Genomic DNA, 13,905 nt, shown 5'->3' with positions numbered 1-13,905 from the left:
TGGGGATTAACCATCGGTTCAAGCGCACAATGCCTCGCGTTTCAGCGGCCGGAATCCCCCTCCGGACCCGTAAGAATTGTACCGTCTAGTCTGTATTGCGTGCGCCACTTTGCGGCGCCGCGCATTTTTTACCATCCGCGTGCCCGAATGCGGGGCAGGCGCGCTAGAATGGTTCCATCGGAATCTTCGCACAAGGAGCCACACGTGAGTACGAATATTAACGAACTGGCGGCCCAGGTCGGCCGCGCGCTCCAGGAAAAAGGTCTGCTGCTCGTCACCGCGGAGTCATGCACTGGCGGCGGCGTGGGGCAGGCGATTACCGAGATTGCCGGGTCGACGGGCTGGTTCGACTGTGGCTTTATCACCTATTCTAATGCCTCCAAAACCGAATTGCTCGAGGTTCCGGCGGCCATGATCGCCCAATTCGGCAGCGTGAGCGAGGAAGTGGCCGCGGCCATGGCGCAGGGGGCGCTGGGCAACAGCAACGGCCACATTGCCGTGTCCACGACAGGCATTGCGGGACCGACCGGTGCGGTACCCGGCAAGCCGGTAGGCACGGTATGCTTCGGCTGGGCCAATGACGACACGGTGCATACCGAGCGGCTGGTGTTCAGCGGCGACCGCCACGCGGTGCGCGAACAGACCGTGATCCACGCGCTGCAAGGCCTGCTGCGCTTCCTCAACTGAAGCTTGCGCGGTACTGGCTGGGCGCCTGCGCCGCCTTGCTGGCGCCGGCCTGCAGCGCTTTTGCCGCACCGCTGGTGGCCTATGCGGCAGGCGACATCGCCGACTGCCGCTTCAGCCGTCCCGCCTATAGCGGCGCGGCAGCGACTGCGGCGCTGATTGGTCCCGATGCGCAGCTGGTGCTGACGCTGGGCGACACCACCTATCCCAAGGGCCTGGCCGCAGAATTCTCGGACTGCTACCATCCCACCTGGGGGCGCTTCAAGGCCATCACCCGGCCCGCGCCCGGCAATCATGAATACTATGGCGGCAGCGCGGACGGCTACTATGGCTATTTCGGCGCAGCTGCGGGCCCGCGCGGGCGCGGCTACTACAGCTTCGATGCGGGCGGCTGGCATATTGTCTCCCTCAATAGCCATATGAAGGGCGAAGAACACCAGCGCCAGCTCCTGTGGCTAAAAGACGACCTCGCGCGGCATCCCGCCCGCTGCACACTCGCCTATTGGCACGCGCCGCTGTATAGTTCCGGCGGACACTCGGCAAACCCGCATATGCGCGAGGCCTGGCGGCTGCTGCGGCAGGCGAGGGCGGAACTGGTGCTGTCCGGGCACGATCACGGCTACGAGCGTTTTGCGCCGATGGACGCCGACGGCCTGCGCGATGCGCAGGGCCTGCGGCAGTTCGTGGTCGGTTCCGGCGGGGCCTTCCTCACGCCTTTTCGCCTGGTGCAGCCTAACAGCGAGGCGCGCAACAACACGCACAACGGCGTGCTGCGGCTGGTGCTGAGGAAAGACGGGTATGACTGGGAATTCCTGGCGGCCGCGAACGCGGTATCGCCGGAGTTCCCCGAACAGGAAGCGGGCGATCGCGGCTCGGCCTCCTGTCAATGACAAAAGCGATTCGGGAGTTTCAGATGCAAAACACGGTTCACTTCATCCTGCAAGGTAAAGGCGGCATCGGCAAGACGCTGGTATCCACCATCCTCGCGCAATGGCTCAAGTCGAAAGACGAAACACCGTTGCGCTGCTACGACACCGACCAGGAGAACCCCACCTTCTCGCGCTACAAATCGCTGAACGTGAAACATGTGCCGGTGATGACCGAGTCGCGCACCATCGATCCCAAGCGCTTCGATGCGCTGATGATCGACATCCTGGAAGAAGACGGCAACTGCGTGATCGACAACGGCGCCAACACCTTCTCGCCGCTGGTGGCCTACCTGATCGAGAACGACTGCTTCTCGCTGCTGGAAGAATCGGGCCGCAAGGTCTACATCCACACCATCGTGGGCGGCGGCGACACGCTGCACGATACGGCGATGGGCTTCGTGTCCACCGCCAAGTCCACCAATGTGCCGCTGGTGCTGTGGGAGAACGAGCATTTCGGCCTGCTGCAGTCGGCATCCGGCAAATCCTTCCTCGAATCGCAGACCTATGCCGAGAATTCCAGCCGCGTGAAAGGCCGCGTGGTGCTCGAACAGCGCAATGCGGACACCTTCGGCGCCGACCTGAAGAAGATGAACACGGGCCGCCTCACGCTAGACGAAGTGAAAGGCAGCGACAAATTCAACGTCATGGAAAAGCAGCGCATCAAGGTCATCTTCAAGGACCTGTACGAGCAGCTTGACCGTGTGGACTGGTAAGCGCCATGGACCAGCAGAAGCTGCGCAGCCTCGTGTTCGAAAAAACCGGCGTCAAGGTGGACGTCGACGACCCCATATTCGCGCTGGTGGCGCTGAACGAAGCGGTGCTGGCGGAAGCGGTGGAACGCCACATCGCGCAGATCGATGCGGCATCGCAGGAGCTGACGCAGCTGGCGCGCGCCGCCGGCGGCGTTACGCCGGCGCCTGCGCCGCACCAGGCCGCGCCGGCAGGCGTGCGCCCCATCGCCACCCAGCATCCCCTGTTCACGCCGCGCGAACTGCGGCTGCTGGCCGTATCGGCCGGCCTGTCGGTGCTGGCCGCGCTGATCGTGGTTGGCGCCCAGGCCCTGTTCAGCAAACCGGCGCCGGCGCCCGTGGTGCAGACCACGGCGCTGACCAGCGAGCAGATCGCCGCCATCGCCACCGGCGAGAAGCTGAACAAAGTGCTGCCCCGCCTCGACCCCAAAACCCGCGCCGCCCTCCAGGCCGAGCTCGCCAAACCCTAAAGTTGCGCAAAAATTGGGGACAGACCCTGATTTTAGAAATCCGGGTCTGTCCCCAATTTTCGGGAAATATTTCTGGTAACATATGAATACCTATTCATATGTTGATGAGATGAGCATTTATCCTGACAACGACGCGTCGGTGGCGCAACTGGCGGACCTGTTTCACCTGCTGGGCGACCCGACCCGCCTGCGCATCGTGCTGGCCTGCGTGCCGGCGCCGATTGCCGTGAGCGAGATTGCCGCGTCGCTGGAGCTGAGCCCTTCGCTCGTCAGCCACCATCTGCGCCTGCTGCGCGCTGCCCGTATCGTGAAGTCCGAACGCCAGGGCAAGCAGGTATTCTATTCCGCCGCCGATGCGCATATCAGCGGCGTGCTGCGCGATATGCTCGAACATATCGCTGAACCTTCTACCGGAACCGAGCCATGAGCGGCCATCACCACCATCACCACGGCCACGATCATGGCCACCACCATCATCACGCCCCGGCCAGCCATGGCCGCGCCTTCGCCATCGCCATCGCCCTGAACACCGTCTTCGTGGCCGTGGAGTTCGGCTATGGCTTCATTGCGAATTCGACCGCGCTGATGGCCGATGCCGGGCATAACCTGTCCGATGTGCTGGGCCTGATGCTGGCCTGGGGCGCCGCCGTGCTCGGCAAGCGCGAGCCGTCGGGACGCTATACCTACGGCCTGCGCGGCAGCTCGATGCTGGCCGCCCTGTTCAACGCCATGCTGCTGATGCTGGCCTGCGGCGCCATCGCCTGGGAAGCCGTGCAGCAGCTGCTGCAGCCCACGCCGGTGCAGGGGTCGACCGTGTCCATCGTGGCCGCCATCGGCATCGCGGTGAACGGCTTCTCGGCCTGGCTGTTCATGGCCGGCAGCAAGGACGATATCAATATCCGCGGCGCTTACCTGCACCTGGCGGCCGATGCGGCGATCTCGCTGGGCGTGCTGGTGTCGGGCGTCATCGTCATGTTCACGAGCTGGAGCTGGCTGGACCCTGTGGTGAGTATCGCGATCGTGCTGCTGATCATGGCCGGCACCTGGTCGCTGCTGAAGGAATCCCTGCGCATGGTGATGGCCGCCGTGCCGCAGAACGTGAACCCGCAGGAAGTGGAGGACTTCCTGCGCCGCTGCAGCGGCGTGACCGAGGTGCATGACCTGCATATCTGGTCAATGAGCACGACCGAGACCGCGCTCACCGCCCACCTTGTCATGCCTTCAGGTTATCCCGGCGATGCAGCGCTCGACGAGATCACGCGGCAGCTGAAGGAGAAGTTCTCCATCCACCACACCACGCTGCAAACGGAACAGGGCACTACCGAACATGCCTGCTGCCTGCACCAGCAGCCCCACGAGCATGATGACCACGGCCATCACGGCCACGGTCATCATCACGGTCACGCTCACTGATCGGCCAGCCCCGCGAACAGCGGCGTAGACAGATAGCGTTCGCCGAAGGAGGGAATGATCACCACGATGATCTTCCCTTCGTTTTCGGGCCGCTGCGCCACCTGGCCCGCCGCCCACAGTGCAGCGCCGGACGAGATCCCCACCAGCAGCCCTTCCTCGCGCGCCGCGCGGCGCGCATAGTCGAAGGCGTCGTCGTTCTTCACGCGGACGATTTCGTCATAGATCTGCGTATTCAGCACCTGCGGCACGAAACCCGCGCCAATGCCCTGGATCGGGTGCGGCCCCTTGGCGCCGCCCGACAGCACGGGTGAAGCATCCGGCTCCACTGCCACGCAGCGGAAGCCCGGCTTGCGCGCCTTGATCACTTCGCCCACGCCGGTAATGGTGCCGCCGGTGCCGATGCCGGCTACCAGGATGTCCACCTGCCCGTCCGTATCGCGCCAGATTTCTTCGGCCGTGGTGCGGCGGTGCACTTCGGGGTTGGCGGGATTGTTGAACTGCTGGAGCATCAGGTAGCGCTTATCGGATTCCACCATTTCCTCCGCCTTGCGGATGGCGCCCACCATGCCTTCGCTGCCCGGCGTGAGGATCAATTCGGCACCGTAGGCGCGCAGCAGCATGCGCCGCTCGCGGCTCATCGTTTCGGGCATCACCAGCGTGCACTGGTAGCCGCGCGCCGCGCACACCATGGCCAGCGCAATGCCGGTATTGCCGCTGGTGGGTTCAATGATGATGGTGTCGCTGCGGATCAGCCCCGCCTGTTCGGCGGCTTCGATCATGGACAGCCCGATGCGGTCTTTCACGCTATGGGCCGGATTGTAGAACTCAAGCTTGGCCAGCACTTGCGCCTTCGCGCCTGCCAGCAGCCGGTTGATGCGGACCAGCGGCGTATTGCCGACCAGTCCGGTGACGTCGTTTGCAATATTCATGGCGTGGTCTCCGCACGGTGTGTGGGAGACCAGTGTACGCCTATTTGATACCGACCAGCTCCACGTCGAACATGAGCGTTGAGTTGGCAGGGATGATGCCATTGCCCATGGTGCGCGCACCGTAGCCCAGCTCCGGCGGAATCACCAGCGTGCGCCGGCCGCCTACCTTCATGCCCACGATGCCCTGGTCCCAGCCCTTGATCACCTTGCCCACGCCGATCGGAAGTTCCAGCGGCTGGCCGCGGTCGCGCGAGGAGTCGAACTTGCGGCCCTTCCCATCCCTGGCGTTGAAGTTGTACAGCCACCCGGTATAGTGCACGCGCACCATATCGCCGCTGGCAGCTTCGCGGCCCTTGCCGACGCGGGTGTCCTTGATCACCAGTTTGGCGCCTTCCGGCTCCGGCACGGCTTCCGGCTCTTGCGGGACGGCGGGCGCTTCGGCTGCCGCCGGCTGCACGGGAGGCTGCGGGGTTTCAGGCGCGGTTTGTGTCTGCGCCTGGCAGGCAAACGCCGCGATCAGCAGCGCGCCCAGTACGGACAATCGTTTCATCGTGTCTTCCTTATTTGATTTCGACCAGCTCCACTTCGAAGAGCAGCGCGGAGTTCGGCGGAATATTGCCCTGGCCGCTCTTGCCATAGGCGAGGTCGGACGGGATGATCAGGGTGCGCTTGCCGCCCACCTTCATGCCCACCACGCCCTGGTCCCAGCCCTTGATGACCTGGCCGCGGCCGATGGTGAATTCCAGCGGTTCGCCGCGCGGAATCGAGGAGTCGAACTGCAGGCCGCGCATATTGCGCGCGAGGGGGCGATACAGCCAGCCGGTATAGTTGACGCGCACGGTATTACCCGCGATGACAGAGGTGCCCTTGCCTTCCTGCGTATCGGTGACAATCAGCTTGTCGGCCACGGGGCCGGGCGCTGCGGAGCCCACGACGACGGGAGCCGCTGCAGGAGCCGGTGCCGGAGCGGCGGCGGGAGTCTGCGCCTGGGCGGCGCCGGCGAGGCAAACAAATGCGAGCAAAACGGGAATTCGGGTCATGATGTCTCTTTCTTGGTTTTCCGAGGCGGCGCCATGATAACAAATCACGGACACAAACTATTTTTTGCCTTATGGCCGGGTGATGCCGAACGTAACGCGCTGGCCCGGCTGCAGGATGACGTGCGCGGCCGCCTCACGCCGCGCGGCAAGCTGCATCTCACACTGGCCTTCCTCGGCCAGCAGCCCGCCGAACGCCTGCCGCAGCTGCTGGATATCCTGCATGCGCTGCCGCTGGCGCCGATGCGTCTGGAGATCGACTGCTACGGCTATTTCACGCGCCCGCGCATCGCCTGGGCCGGCATGACGCAGCCGCCGCCGGAACTCGCCACGCTGCACGCGGAGCTGATGCTGCGCCTTCAACAGGCAGGCATCGCGGCTGCCGCGCACGATGCCTTCCGCCCCCACATCACGCTGGCGCGCGAAGCGAAGACCGCACCGCCGCCGGCGCGGTTCGAGGCGGTGCTATGGCATGTGCGCGAAGTGGCGCTGGTGGAGTCGATGCCGGACGGCGAATACCGCCCTATTGCGCTGCAGCGCTGAGCTGCCCGGCCTCTTCTTCAGCCGGCGCCGCTTCGGCCGCCAGCTTGCGCAGCAGGTGGCCCGCGGCCACCATGCCGAAGGTGGCCGTGACCACCATGGCCGAGCCGAAGCCCGCGCAGTTGATGCCGGTGACGCCCTGCTGCGGCGCGGCGCCGCGGTCGTCGCCGTCCACCGAGCACACCTCGCCCGTTTCGGGAAACTTCAGCGGCTCCATGGAGAACACGGCGTCCACATTCAGCTTGTTCTTCGAGTTCGGCGGATAGTTGTACTGGCTGCGCAGGCGGCGGCGCACCTTCTTCAGCAGCGGCTCCTGCTCCGTCCTGGCCAGGTCGCGCACTTCGATGCGCGTGGGGTCGGTCTGGCCGCCCGCGCTGCCGATCACGATCAGCGGAATGCCTTTGCTGCGGCAGTAATGCACCAGCGCCGTCTTCGATTTGGCGCTGTCGATGGCGTCGACCACGTAGTCGTAATCGTGGGCGCCGATCATCTCGTCCAGGTTATCCGGCGTGATGAAGTCTTCGACCTGGGTCACTTCGCAATAGGGATTGATCTGCGCGATGCGCTCGGCCAGCGCCGTGATCTTGGCCATGCCGACGGTGCTGCTGAGCGCCTGGATCTGGCGGTTGATATTCGATTCGGCCACATTGTCCAGGTCAATCAGCGTGAGGCGGCCGATGGCGCTGCGCGCCAGCGCCTCCACAATCCAGGACCCCACGCCGCCGACGCCGATCACGCAGATATGGGCGCTGCGGAAGCGTGCCAGCGCCGCGTCGCCGTACAGCCGTGCAATGCCGCCGAAGCGGCGCTCGAAATCGATATCGTGTTCAGTCATCCCGCCATTCTACCGGACGCCGCCTGAAGCTTTCATCTACAATGGTTTACTTAGCAAGCCATCAATATTGACCGCCATGACCTCTCTCCTGCCCGATTCCGCGCCTCCCTTCGACCAGCCGATCGCCGTGCTGAAGCACTGCCACGACAAGATCCGCAAGCAGCTCGCCACCCTGCAGAACCTGCTCACCCACCTGCCCAGCCACGGCGCCGACGCGGCCGCCCAGCAGGCCGCACAGGCGGTGCAGAAGTATTTCAACCAGGCGGCCCAGCTGCACCACCAGGACGAGGAGCAGGACCTGCTGCCCATGCTGGAAGCGACCGCCGAGGGCATCGATGCCGAGCTGCTGCGCACCATGAAGCCGGAGATCCTGGCCCAGCACGAGCAAATGGAGCAAGATTGGCATATACTTAATTCACAACTGGACAAGATTGCCAACGGCTCCGGCGCGGCCCTGTCTCCCGACGACGTGGCGCGCTTCGTGGCGGCTTATACGAGCCATATGGAGCGCGAAGAGGGTCATATCGCCCCGATGGCAAAGCGGATCTTCAGCCCTACCCAGATGCAGCTGCTGGGTGAGGCCATGCAGCGGCGGCGCAATATCGGCCCCGCGGCAGCGCAGGCAGGCGGCATCGCGCTGGCCGACCTGCGCCTGGATTACGGCCGCGCCAGCCTGTCGGAAGAGGACACGCTGGCCGACCCGGTCGCACAATTTGCCAAGTGGTTCAGCGAAGCCATGAAGGCGCAGGTGAATGAACCGAACGCGATGAGCGTGGCCACCGCCAACAGCGCGGGCCGCCCCAGCTCCCGCATCGTGCTGATCAAGCAGTACGATGAACGCGGCTTCACCTGGTACACCAATTACGAGAGCCAGAAAGGCCAACAGCTCGCGCAGAACCCTTACGCAGCCCTGCTGTTTTTCTGGCCGGAGCTGGAGCGGCAGGTCCGCATCGAAGGACGCGTGGAGCGGACATCGTCCGAGGACAGCGACAAGTACTACTACAGCCGTCCGGTGAAAAGCCAGCTGGCCGCGATTGCCTCGCGCCAGAGCCAGCCCATCGCCAGCCGCGACGAAATGGAAGCGAACTATGCGGCCGTGGAAGCGGCCAGCGGCGGCAAGCCGCAACGTCCGGCGCACTGGGGCGGCTACCGCCTGGCGCCGGAACGGGTGGAGTTCTGGCAGGGGCGCCAGTCGCGCTTCCATGACCGGATCGTGTATACGCTGCAAGCGGACGGCAGCTGGCGCAAGGAACGCATCCAGCCGTAACGTCATCCCCGCGCAGGCGGGGACCCAGGAGTTCCGCCGCGAACTCACACCTGGGCCCCCGCTTTCGCGAGGGCGACGTTGCCATGCAGCGCAGTCGTTTTTTCGCAGTACTTACCGGAGGCTATCTTGTTCGTACAAAACCGACTCAGCGCCTGGATGGCAGGCGTCACCAGCCAGATGAAACTGCCCTTGCGGGTGGAATTGTGGAACGGCCAGAAGTTCGACTTCTCGAATGAAGCGCCGCGCGTCACGATCCGCCTGCCGCAGGCCTCGGCCGCGCGCTACCTGCTCACGCCTTCGCTGTCCAACCTGGGCACGGCCTATGTGGAAGGCGCGATCGAGGTGCGCGGCGCGGCGCGCGACATGATCAATGTGGTCAACGCCCTGGCCCGCTCCACGCTGAAGACGGACGGTAAGCTGGCGCGCATCGCGCGCACCTTCCGCCACGACCGCAAGAAGGATGCGGAAGCCATCCGCTATCACTACGACGTATCCAACGAGTTCTACCGGCAGTTCCTGGACCCGAACATGGTGTATTCCTGCGCCTACTTCGAGAACGGCGACGAAGACCTGGAAACGGCCCAGCTCAAGAAGATCGACCATATCCTGACCAAGATCCGCCTGCAGCCGGGCCAGACCCTGCTCGACATCGGCTGCGGCTGGGGCGCGCTGGTGATCCGCGCGGCGCAGAAGTTCGGCGCGAAGTGCGTAGGCATCACGCTGTCCGAGAACCAGTTTGCGCTGGCGACCGAACGCGTGAAGGCGGCCGGGCTGGAAGACCGCATCGAGATCCGCCTGCAGGACTACCGCGACGTGCGCGGCACCTTCGACCGCATCACCAGCGTGGGCATGTTCGAGCACGTGGGCCTGCGCCACCTGGCCGACTACTTCGGCATCATCAACCGCCTGCTGGCGGAAGACGGCGTGTGCATGAACCACGGCATCACCTCCACCGATCCGGACAACGGGGAAACGCCTTACGGCGGCGGCGAGTTCATCGAAAAATATGTGTTCCCGCATGGCGAGCTGGCGCATATCGGCCAGGTGCTGAAAGCCATGCAGCAGGGCAACCTCGAAGCCTTCGACGTGGAGAACCTGCGGCGGCACTATGCGAAGACCTGCGCGATCTGGACCGACAATTTCGAGGCGCAGGCGGACAAGGTGAAGGAGCTGGCAGGCGAGAAGCGCTTCCGCATCTGGCACGTCTACCTGGCCGGCTGCAGCTATGCCTTCGACCAGGACTGGATCAGCCTGTACCAGATCGTATGCGGCAAGGCCGGCCGCCATCCGCGCGCCCTGCCCTGGTCGCGCAATTACATCTACCGCTGACTACTTCAGGAATTTGGTCTGCGTCTTGCGGAACTTGGCCACTTTCGGCTCCACCACAAAGGCGCAGTAGCCCTGCAGCGGATGCTGGGCGAAGTAGTTCTGGTGATAGTCCTCGGCCTTGTAGTAGGCCTGGGCCGGGGACACTTCCGTCACGATCGGCGCATCCCACACATGGGCCATCTCGGCGATGACCTGGCGCGCCGTGGCTTCCTGTTCCGGCGACTGGTAATAGATCACCGAACGGTACTGCGTGCCCACGTCGTTGCCCTGCCGGTTCAGCGTGGTGGGATCGTGGATGGTGAAGAAGATTTCCAGGATGTCGCGGTAGCTGATGAGCGCGGGATCGAACTCCAGCCGCACCACTTCCGCATGGCCCGTGGTGCCTGAGCACACCTGCTCGTAAGTCGGGTCCGGCCGGGCCCCGCCCGTATAGCCGGATTCCACCTTCGTCACGCCCTTCACTTCCAGGTACACCGCCTCGGTGCACCAGAAGCATCCGCCGCCCAGTACGGCGACTTCGGTAGCCGCATTCGTCGTCATACTGCCTCCTGTCAATGGATGGTGCCTACTGTAGCACTTTTTCCCATCCCTATATGGTGCCAGAGTGTGTGGCCTCAAGCGCGAGCTGCATGTCCTGCATTTCGGCCGTAATCCAGTCGCGGAAACGCATTACTTTGGGCAGGCACTCCTTGCTGCGCGCGGACATGAAGCGGTAGCCGCGCCCGTTGCGGCTGCGGCGGCAAGGCATCATCTTCAAGGCGCCGCTGCGGATATCGTCGTGCGCCACCGGGTAGCTGAGCAGTGCGATGCCATGCCCCGCCAGCGCGGCCTGCGCCAGCACGCCCTGGTGGCTGAAGCCGCGCGAAAAGTCGTAGCGCCCGTCCAGCGCGTCGTTTTCGCGCAGGAGGGCGATCCAGGCATCCGGGCTGTCGTCGAACAGCAAGGGGAAGCGCTGCAGGTCGGCCAGGCCAAGCTCCTGCTGGCCCGGCTCCAGCAGGATGGGGCTGTAGGCCACCAGCGGCCGGTCCACGAACACCACGCCGGGCGCGCCGGCAGTGACGGGACCGGCGCGCAGCGCCACGTCCACGCTGCCGTCCTCCACGTCGACCAGGCGGTCGCTGGCGTCGATCTGCAGGTCCAGCTCCGGATACAGCTTGGTGAAGCGGCCAATGCGCGGCGCCAGCCATTTGAAGGCCAGCGAGTGCGAGGTGGTCACGCGCAGCACGCGCTCTTCATTGCTGTCCTGCAGGCTGGACACCTGCACCCGCAGCTCGCGCAGCATGCGCGCCACCGCCATGGCCAGCGACTGGCCCCGCTCCGTCAGCTCGATATGGCGCGGATGGCGCACGAAGAGCGCGAAGCCCAGCGCTTCCTCCAGCTGCTTCACCTGCAGGCTGACGGCGGCGGGCGTCTTGCTGAGCTCCTGCGCCGCCAGCTTGAAACTGCCCCAGCGCGCGGTGGCGTCGAAATCGAGCAGGCCGGACAGCGAGCGCAGTGGCCGGTTTGTCGTGTCGTGCATAAGTTTTCCTTGCTCTCGGCCTCAATATTTCTCGTTTGCTAACGCAAGGATACACGATGACAATGGAGTCAGCACAAGGAATTCTTCACCAGCCAAGGAGCACTGCCATGACCAGCACCGCCCTCAGAAAACCGATTCCCACCAGCACGCGGGCCATCAACGCCGACTTCGCGGCGGCCGTGCTGCATCGCGTCATCGACATCCTGGCGCAGCTGGCGCGCAAGGGCTGACCCGTCTTCTTTGGCTTAGGCCCGCCGATCTTTGGCATAATGGGGGAAAACAAGGTCCCCCATGAATACCAGCTCTCCCCGCGCGGAAGCGCCCGGCTTCGACAGCCGGCACTTCCGCCAAGCCCTCTCGCAGTTCGCTACCGGCGTTACCGTCATCACGACGCGCCTGGCGGACGGCAGTTTCCGCGGCCTGACTGCCAGCTCCTTCAATTCGGTGTCGCTGGACCCGCCGCTGGTGCTGTGGAGCCTGGGCAGCGGGGCCAACAGCATGCCCATCTTCAGCGGCAACTCGCACTACGTCATCAATGTGCTGAGCGCCGACCAGGCCCACCTGGCCAAGCTGTTTTCCACCCGCACCGCCGATCCCTGGGACACGGTGGAGTATGAACTGTCGCGCACCGGCCAGCCGGTGCTGAAAGGCGCCACCGCCTGGTTCGAATGCCATAACCGCAGCCGTTACCCGGAAGGCGACCATGTGATTTTCGTGGGCGAAGTGGAGCACTGCGAATTCTCGCCCCAGCCTCCCCTCGTGTTCCACGGCGGGCAATTCGGCAGCCTGCGCTAAAAAAGCAAATTGGTGTCGCCATTTGGAAAGCCGGGCACAGGGGGCGCGGCATAGAATGGCAGGATTGCACAATCCATCCGGAGACGAAACACCATGAGCCAAGCCCGCGCCGCATTCCACTGGGACGATCCCCTGCTGCTGAACGACCAGCTGACCGACGACGAGCGCATGGTGCGCGATGCCGCTGCCGCGTATTGCCAGGACAAGCTGGCGCCGCGCATCCTGGAAGCCTTCCGCCATGAGCGCATGGATACCTCGATCTTCCGCGAAATGGGCGAGCTGGGCCTGCTGGGCCCGACCATTCCGGAACAGTACGGCGGCCCCGGCCTGAATTATGTGGCCTACGGCCTGATCGCGCGCGAAGTGGAGCGCATCGACTCCGGCTACCGCTCGATGATGAGCGTGCAGTCCTCGCTGGTGATGGTGCCAATCCATGAATTCGGCACCGAAGAACAGCGCCAGAAATACCTGCCGAAGCTGGCCACCGGCGAATGGATCGGCTGCTTCGGCCTGACCGAGCCGAACCACGGTTCCGACCCAGGCTCCATGATCACCCGCGCCAAAAAAGTGGCGGGCGGCTATTCCCTCACCGGCGCCAAGATGTGGATCACCAATTCGCCGGTCGCCGATGTGTTCGTGGTGTGGGCCAAGGACGACGAAGGCGCGATCCGCGGCTTCATTCTGGAAAAAGGCATGCAGGGCCTGAGCGCGCCTGCCATCCACGGCAAGTTCGGCCTGCGCGCTTCGGTGACGGGCGAAATCGTGATGGACAATGTGTTCGTGCCGGAAGAGAACGCCTTCCCGGACGTACGCGGCCTGAAGGGTCCGTTCACCTGCCTGAACTCGGCACGCTATGGCATCGCCTGGGGCGCGCTGGGCGCGGCCGAAAGCTGCTGGCACACGGCGCGCCAGTATGTGCTGGACCGCAAGCAGTTCGGCCGTCCGCTCGCCGCGAACCAGCTGGTGCAGAAGAAACTGGCCGATATGCAGACCGAAATCACGCTGGGCCTGCAGGGCTGCCTGCAGCTGGGCCGCATGAAGGACGCGGGCACGGCGGCGGTGGAAATCACCTCGATGATGAAGCGTAACTCCTGCGGCAAGTCCCTGGACATCGCCCGCACCGCGCGCGATATGCTGGGCGGTAACGGCATTTCGGACGAGTTCGGCATCATCCGCCACATGGTGAACCTGGAAGTGGTGAACACCTACGAAGGCACGCACGACATCCACGCCCTGATCCTGGGCCGCGCCCAGACCGGCATCCAGGCTTTCCAGTAAAGACGACACCGCATAAAAAAAACCCCGCAGCTTGAACTGACCCCGTAAAGTTGGACGGTTAGTTTGCCTAAGCGGCCAAGGGCTGGGTTCTGTATTGCACAGGACTCAGCCCTTTTAGTTTGAGCTTGATG

Annotated in this window: 18 protein-coding genes; 12 read left to right on the top strand and 6 right to left on the bottom strand. The window is 64.3% G+C overall.

Translation table 11 applies throughout. The features are described from left to right. The first annotated feature begins 204 nt into the window (after positions 1-204). From ACJRPG_RS24240 to ACJRPG_RS24215, 6 genes are all read left to right on the top strand, one after another. A complete protein-coding gene (locus ACJRPG_RS24240) occupies positions 205-687 on the top strand; it encodes a CinA family protein (RefSeq protein WP_445322696.1) in 483 nt (160 codons plus the stop codon). Positions 688-722: 35 nt separating this feature from the next. Beyond that, positions 723-1,574 carry a metallophosphoesterase family protein gene (locus tag ACJRPG_RS24235; RefSeq protein ID WP_408002678.1) on the top strand — a complete coding sequence of 284 codons (852 nt, stop codon included), beginning with the start codon at positions 723-725 and terminating at the stop codon, positions 1,572-1,574. Positions 1,575-1,597: 23 nt separating this feature from the next. Further along, positions 1,598-2,326, top strand: a complete 729-nt coding sequence (locus ACJRPG_RS24230) for a P-loop NTPase family protein (protein WP_408002677.1) — start codon at positions 1,598-1,600, stop codon at positions 2,324-2,326. 5 nt (positions 2,327-2,331) lie between these two features. Next, complete coding sequence (gene traM, locus ACJRPG_RS24225; RefSeq protein WP_408002676.1) at positions 2,332-2,832, top strand: conjugal transfer transcriptional regulator TraM; 501 nt, start codon at positions 2,332-2,334, stop codon at positions 2,830-2,832. A 109-nt stretch (positions 2,833-2,941) separates the two neighbouring features. Then, positions 2,942-3,259 (top strand): ArsR/SmtB family transcription factor, encoded by a 318-nt coding sequence (locus ACJRPG_RS24220; protein WP_408002675.1) that lies wholly within the window; start codon positions 2,942-2,944, stop codon positions 3,257-3,259. After that, positions 3,256-4,245, top strand: coding sequence for a cation diffusion facilitator family transporter (locus tag ACJRPG_RS24215; RefSeq protein WP_408002674.1), 990 nt, complete (start codon positions 3,256-3,258; stop codon positions 4,243-4,245). The genes ACJRPG_RS24220 and ACJRPG_RS24215 overlap by 4 nt, the downstream gene beginning before the upstream one ends. On the opposite strand, the gene cysK is transcribed toward ACJRPG_RS24215, so the two are convergent. From cysK to ACJRPG_RS24200, 3 genes are read right to left on the bottom strand one after another with little or no spacing between them, the layout of a single operon-like run. Next, entirely contained in the window at positions 4,239-5,174 is a 936-nt protein-coding gene (gene cysK, locus ACJRPG_RS24210) for a cysteine synthase A (protein WP_408002673.1), read from the bottom strand. The genes ACJRPG_RS24215 and cysK overlap by 7 nt on opposite strands. Positions 5,175-5,214: 40 nt before the next feature. Beyond that, positions 5,215-5,724 carry an FKBP-type peptidyl-prolyl cis-trans isomerase gene (locus ACJRPG_RS24205; RefSeq protein ID WP_408002672.1) on the bottom strand — a complete coding sequence of 170 codons (510 nt, stop codon included), beginning with the start codon at positions 5,722-5,724 and terminating at the stop codon, positions 5,215-5,217. Positions 5,725-5,734: 10 nt separating this feature from the next. Next, positions 5,735-6,214, bottom strand: a complete 480-nt coding sequence (locus ACJRPG_RS24200) for an FKBP-type peptidyl-prolyl cis-trans isomerase (RefSeq protein WP_408002671.1) — start codon at positions 6,212-6,214, stop codon at positions 5,735-5,737. A 33-nt stretch (positions 6,215-6,247) separates the two neighbouring features. On the opposite strand from ACJRPG_RS24200, the gene thpR reads away from it, so the two are divergent. Then, on the top strand, positions 6,248-6,754 hold the full coding sequence (gene thpR / locus ACJRPG_RS24195) for an RNA 2',3'-cyclic phosphodiesterase (RefSeq protein ID WP_408002670.1): 507 nt from the start codon (positions 6,248-6,250) through the stop codon (positions 6,752-6,754). On the opposite strand, the gene tcdA is transcribed toward thpR, so the two are convergent. After that, positions 6,735-7,586, bottom strand: coding sequence for a tRNA cyclic N6-threonylcarbamoyladenosine(37) synthase TcdA (gene tcdA / locus ACJRPG_RS24190; protein WP_408002669.1), 852 nt, complete (start codon positions 7,584-7,586; stop codon positions 6,735-6,737). The genes thpR and tcdA overlap by 20 nt on opposite strands. 76 nt (positions 7,587-7,662) lie before the next feature. On the opposite strand from tcdA, the gene pdxH reads away from it, so the two are divergent. Both pdxH and ACJRPG_RS24180 read left to right on the top strand, forming a co-directional pair. After that, entirely contained in the window at positions 7,663-8,853 is a 1,191-nt protein-coding gene (gene pdxH, locus ACJRPG_RS24185) for a pyridoxamine 5'-phosphate oxidase (protein ID WP_408002668.1), read from the top strand. Between the two features lie 126 nt (positions 8,854-8,979). Beyond that, positions 8,980-10,182 carry a class I SAM-dependent methyltransferase gene (locus ACJRPG_RS24180; protein ID WP_408002667.1) on the top strand — a complete coding sequence of 401 codons (1,203 nt, stop codon included), beginning with the start codon at positions 8,980-8,982 and terminating at the stop codon, positions 10,180-10,182. Here ACJRPG_RS24180 and msrA read toward each other — a convergent pair whose 3' ends face one another. Both msrA and ACJRPG_RS24170 read right to left on the bottom strand, forming a co-directional pair. Beyond that, on the bottom strand, positions 10,183-10,722 hold the full coding sequence (gene msrA, locus ACJRPG_RS24175; protein WP_408002666.1) for a peptide-methionine (S)-S-oxide reductase MsrA: 540 nt from the start codon (positions 10,720-10,722) through the stop codon (positions 10,183-10,185). A gap of 49 nt (positions 10,723-10,771) precedes the next feature. Then, entirely contained in the window at positions 10,772-11,701 is a 930-nt protein-coding gene (locus ACJRPG_RS24170) for a LysR substrate-binding domain-containing protein (protein WP_408002665.1), read from the bottom strand. A gap of 107 nt (positions 11,702-11,808) precedes the next feature. Between ACJRPG_RS24170 and ACJRPG_RS24165 the strand changes: the two genes are divergently transcribed. The 3 genes from ACJRPG_RS24165 to ACJRPG_RS24155 all read left to right on the top strand — a co-directional run bounded on the left by ACJRPG_RS24165 (position 11,809) and on the right by ACJRPG_RS24155 (position 13,774). Continuing rightward, entirely contained in the window at positions 11,809-11,931 is a 123-nt protein-coding gene (locus tag ACJRPG_RS24165) for a hypothetical protein (RefSeq protein WP_408002664.1), read from the top strand. Between the two features lie 61 nt (positions 11,932-11,992). Further along, positions 11,993-12,496, top strand: coding sequence for a flavin reductase family protein (locus tag ACJRPG_RS24160; protein ID WP_408002663.1), 504 nt, complete (start codon positions 11,993-11,995; stop codon positions 12,494-12,496). Positions 12,497-12,589: 93 nt separating this feature from the next. Then, positions 12,590-13,774 carry an acyl-CoA dehydrogenase gene (locus ACJRPG_RS24155; RefSeq protein ID WP_408002662.1) on the top strand — a complete coding sequence of 395 codons (1,185 nt, stop codon included), beginning with the start codon at positions 12,590-12,592 and terminating at the stop codon, positions 13,772-13,774. The last annotated feature ends 131 nt before the right edge of the window (positions 13,775-13,905 follow it).

The sequence above is a fragment of the Pseudoduganella rhizocola genome (assembly GCF_045984285.3).
Lineage (GTDB): Bacteria > Pseudomonadota > Gammaproteobacteria > Burkholderiales > Burkholderiaceae_D > Rugamonas.
The sequence above is the reverse complement of the archived record's forward strand: the minus strand, read 5'-3'. Positions and strand labels throughout refer to the sequence as shown.

What these genes read in the sequence shown, in the direction of transcription:
- ACJRPG_RS24230 (WP_408002677.1), top strand. Translation starts at nt 1,598, where the DNA reads ATGCAAAACACGGTTCACTTCATCCTGCAAGGTAAAGGCGGCATCGGC.
- traM (WP_408002676.1), top strand. Translation starts at nt 2,332, where the DNA reads ATGGACCAGCAGAAGCTGCGCAGCCTCGTGTTCGAAAAAACCGGCGTC.
- ACJRPG_RS24220 (WP_408002675.1), top strand. Translation starts at nt 2,942, where the DNA reads ATGAGCATTTATCCTGACAACGACGCGTCGGTGGCGCAACTGGCGGAC.
- ACJRPG_RS24215 (WP_408002674.1), top strand. Translation starts at nt 3,256, where the DNA reads ATGAGCGGCCATCACCACCATCACCACGGCCACGATCATGGCCACCAC.
- cysK (WP_408002673.1), bottom strand. Translation starts at nt 5,174, where the DNA reads ATGAATATTGCAAACGACGTCACCGGACTGGTCGGCAATACGCCGCTG.
- ACJRPG_RS24205 (WP_408002672.1), bottom strand. Translation starts at nt 5,724, where the DNA reads ATGAAACGATTGTCCGTACTGGGCGCGCTGCTGATCGCGGCGTTTGCC.
- ACJRPG_RS24200 (WP_408002671.1), bottom strand. Translation starts at nt 6,214, where the DNA reads ATGACCCGAATTCCCGTTTTGCTCGCATTTGTTTGCCTCGCCGGCGCC.
- thpR (WP_408002670.1), top strand. Translation starts at nt 6,248, where the DNA reads ATGATAACAAATCACGGACACAAACTATTTTTTGCCTTATGGCCGGGT.
- tcdA (WP_408002669.1), bottom strand. Translation starts at nt 7,586, where the DNA reads ATGACTGAACACGATATCGATTTCGAGCGCCGCTTCGGCGGCATTGCA.
- pdxH (WP_408002668.1), top strand. Translation starts at nt 7,663, where the DNA reads ATGACCTCTCTCCTGCCCGATTCCGCGCCTCCCTTCGACCAGCCGATC.
- msrA (WP_408002666.1), bottom strand. Translation starts at nt 10,722, where the DNA reads ATGACGACGAATGCGGCTACCGAAGTCGCCGTACTGGGCGGCGGATGC.
- ACJRPG_RS24170 (WP_408002665.1), bottom strand. Translation starts at nt 11,701, where the DNA reads ATGCACGACACGACAAACCGGCCACTGCGCTCGCTGTCCGGCCTGCTC.
- ACJRPG_RS24165 (WP_408002664.1), top strand. Translation starts at nt 11,809, where the DNA reads ATGACCAGCACCGCCCTCAGAAAACCGATTCCCACCAGCACGCGGGCC.
- ACJRPG_RS24160 (WP_408002663.1), top strand. Translation starts at nt 11,993, where the DNA reads ATGAATACCAGCTCTCCCCGCGCGGAAGCGCCCGGCTTCGACAGCCGG.
- ACJRPG_RS24155 (WP_408002662.1), top strand. Translation starts at nt 12,590, where the DNA reads ATGAGCCAAGCCCGCGCCGCATTCCACTGGGACGATCCCCTGCTGCTG.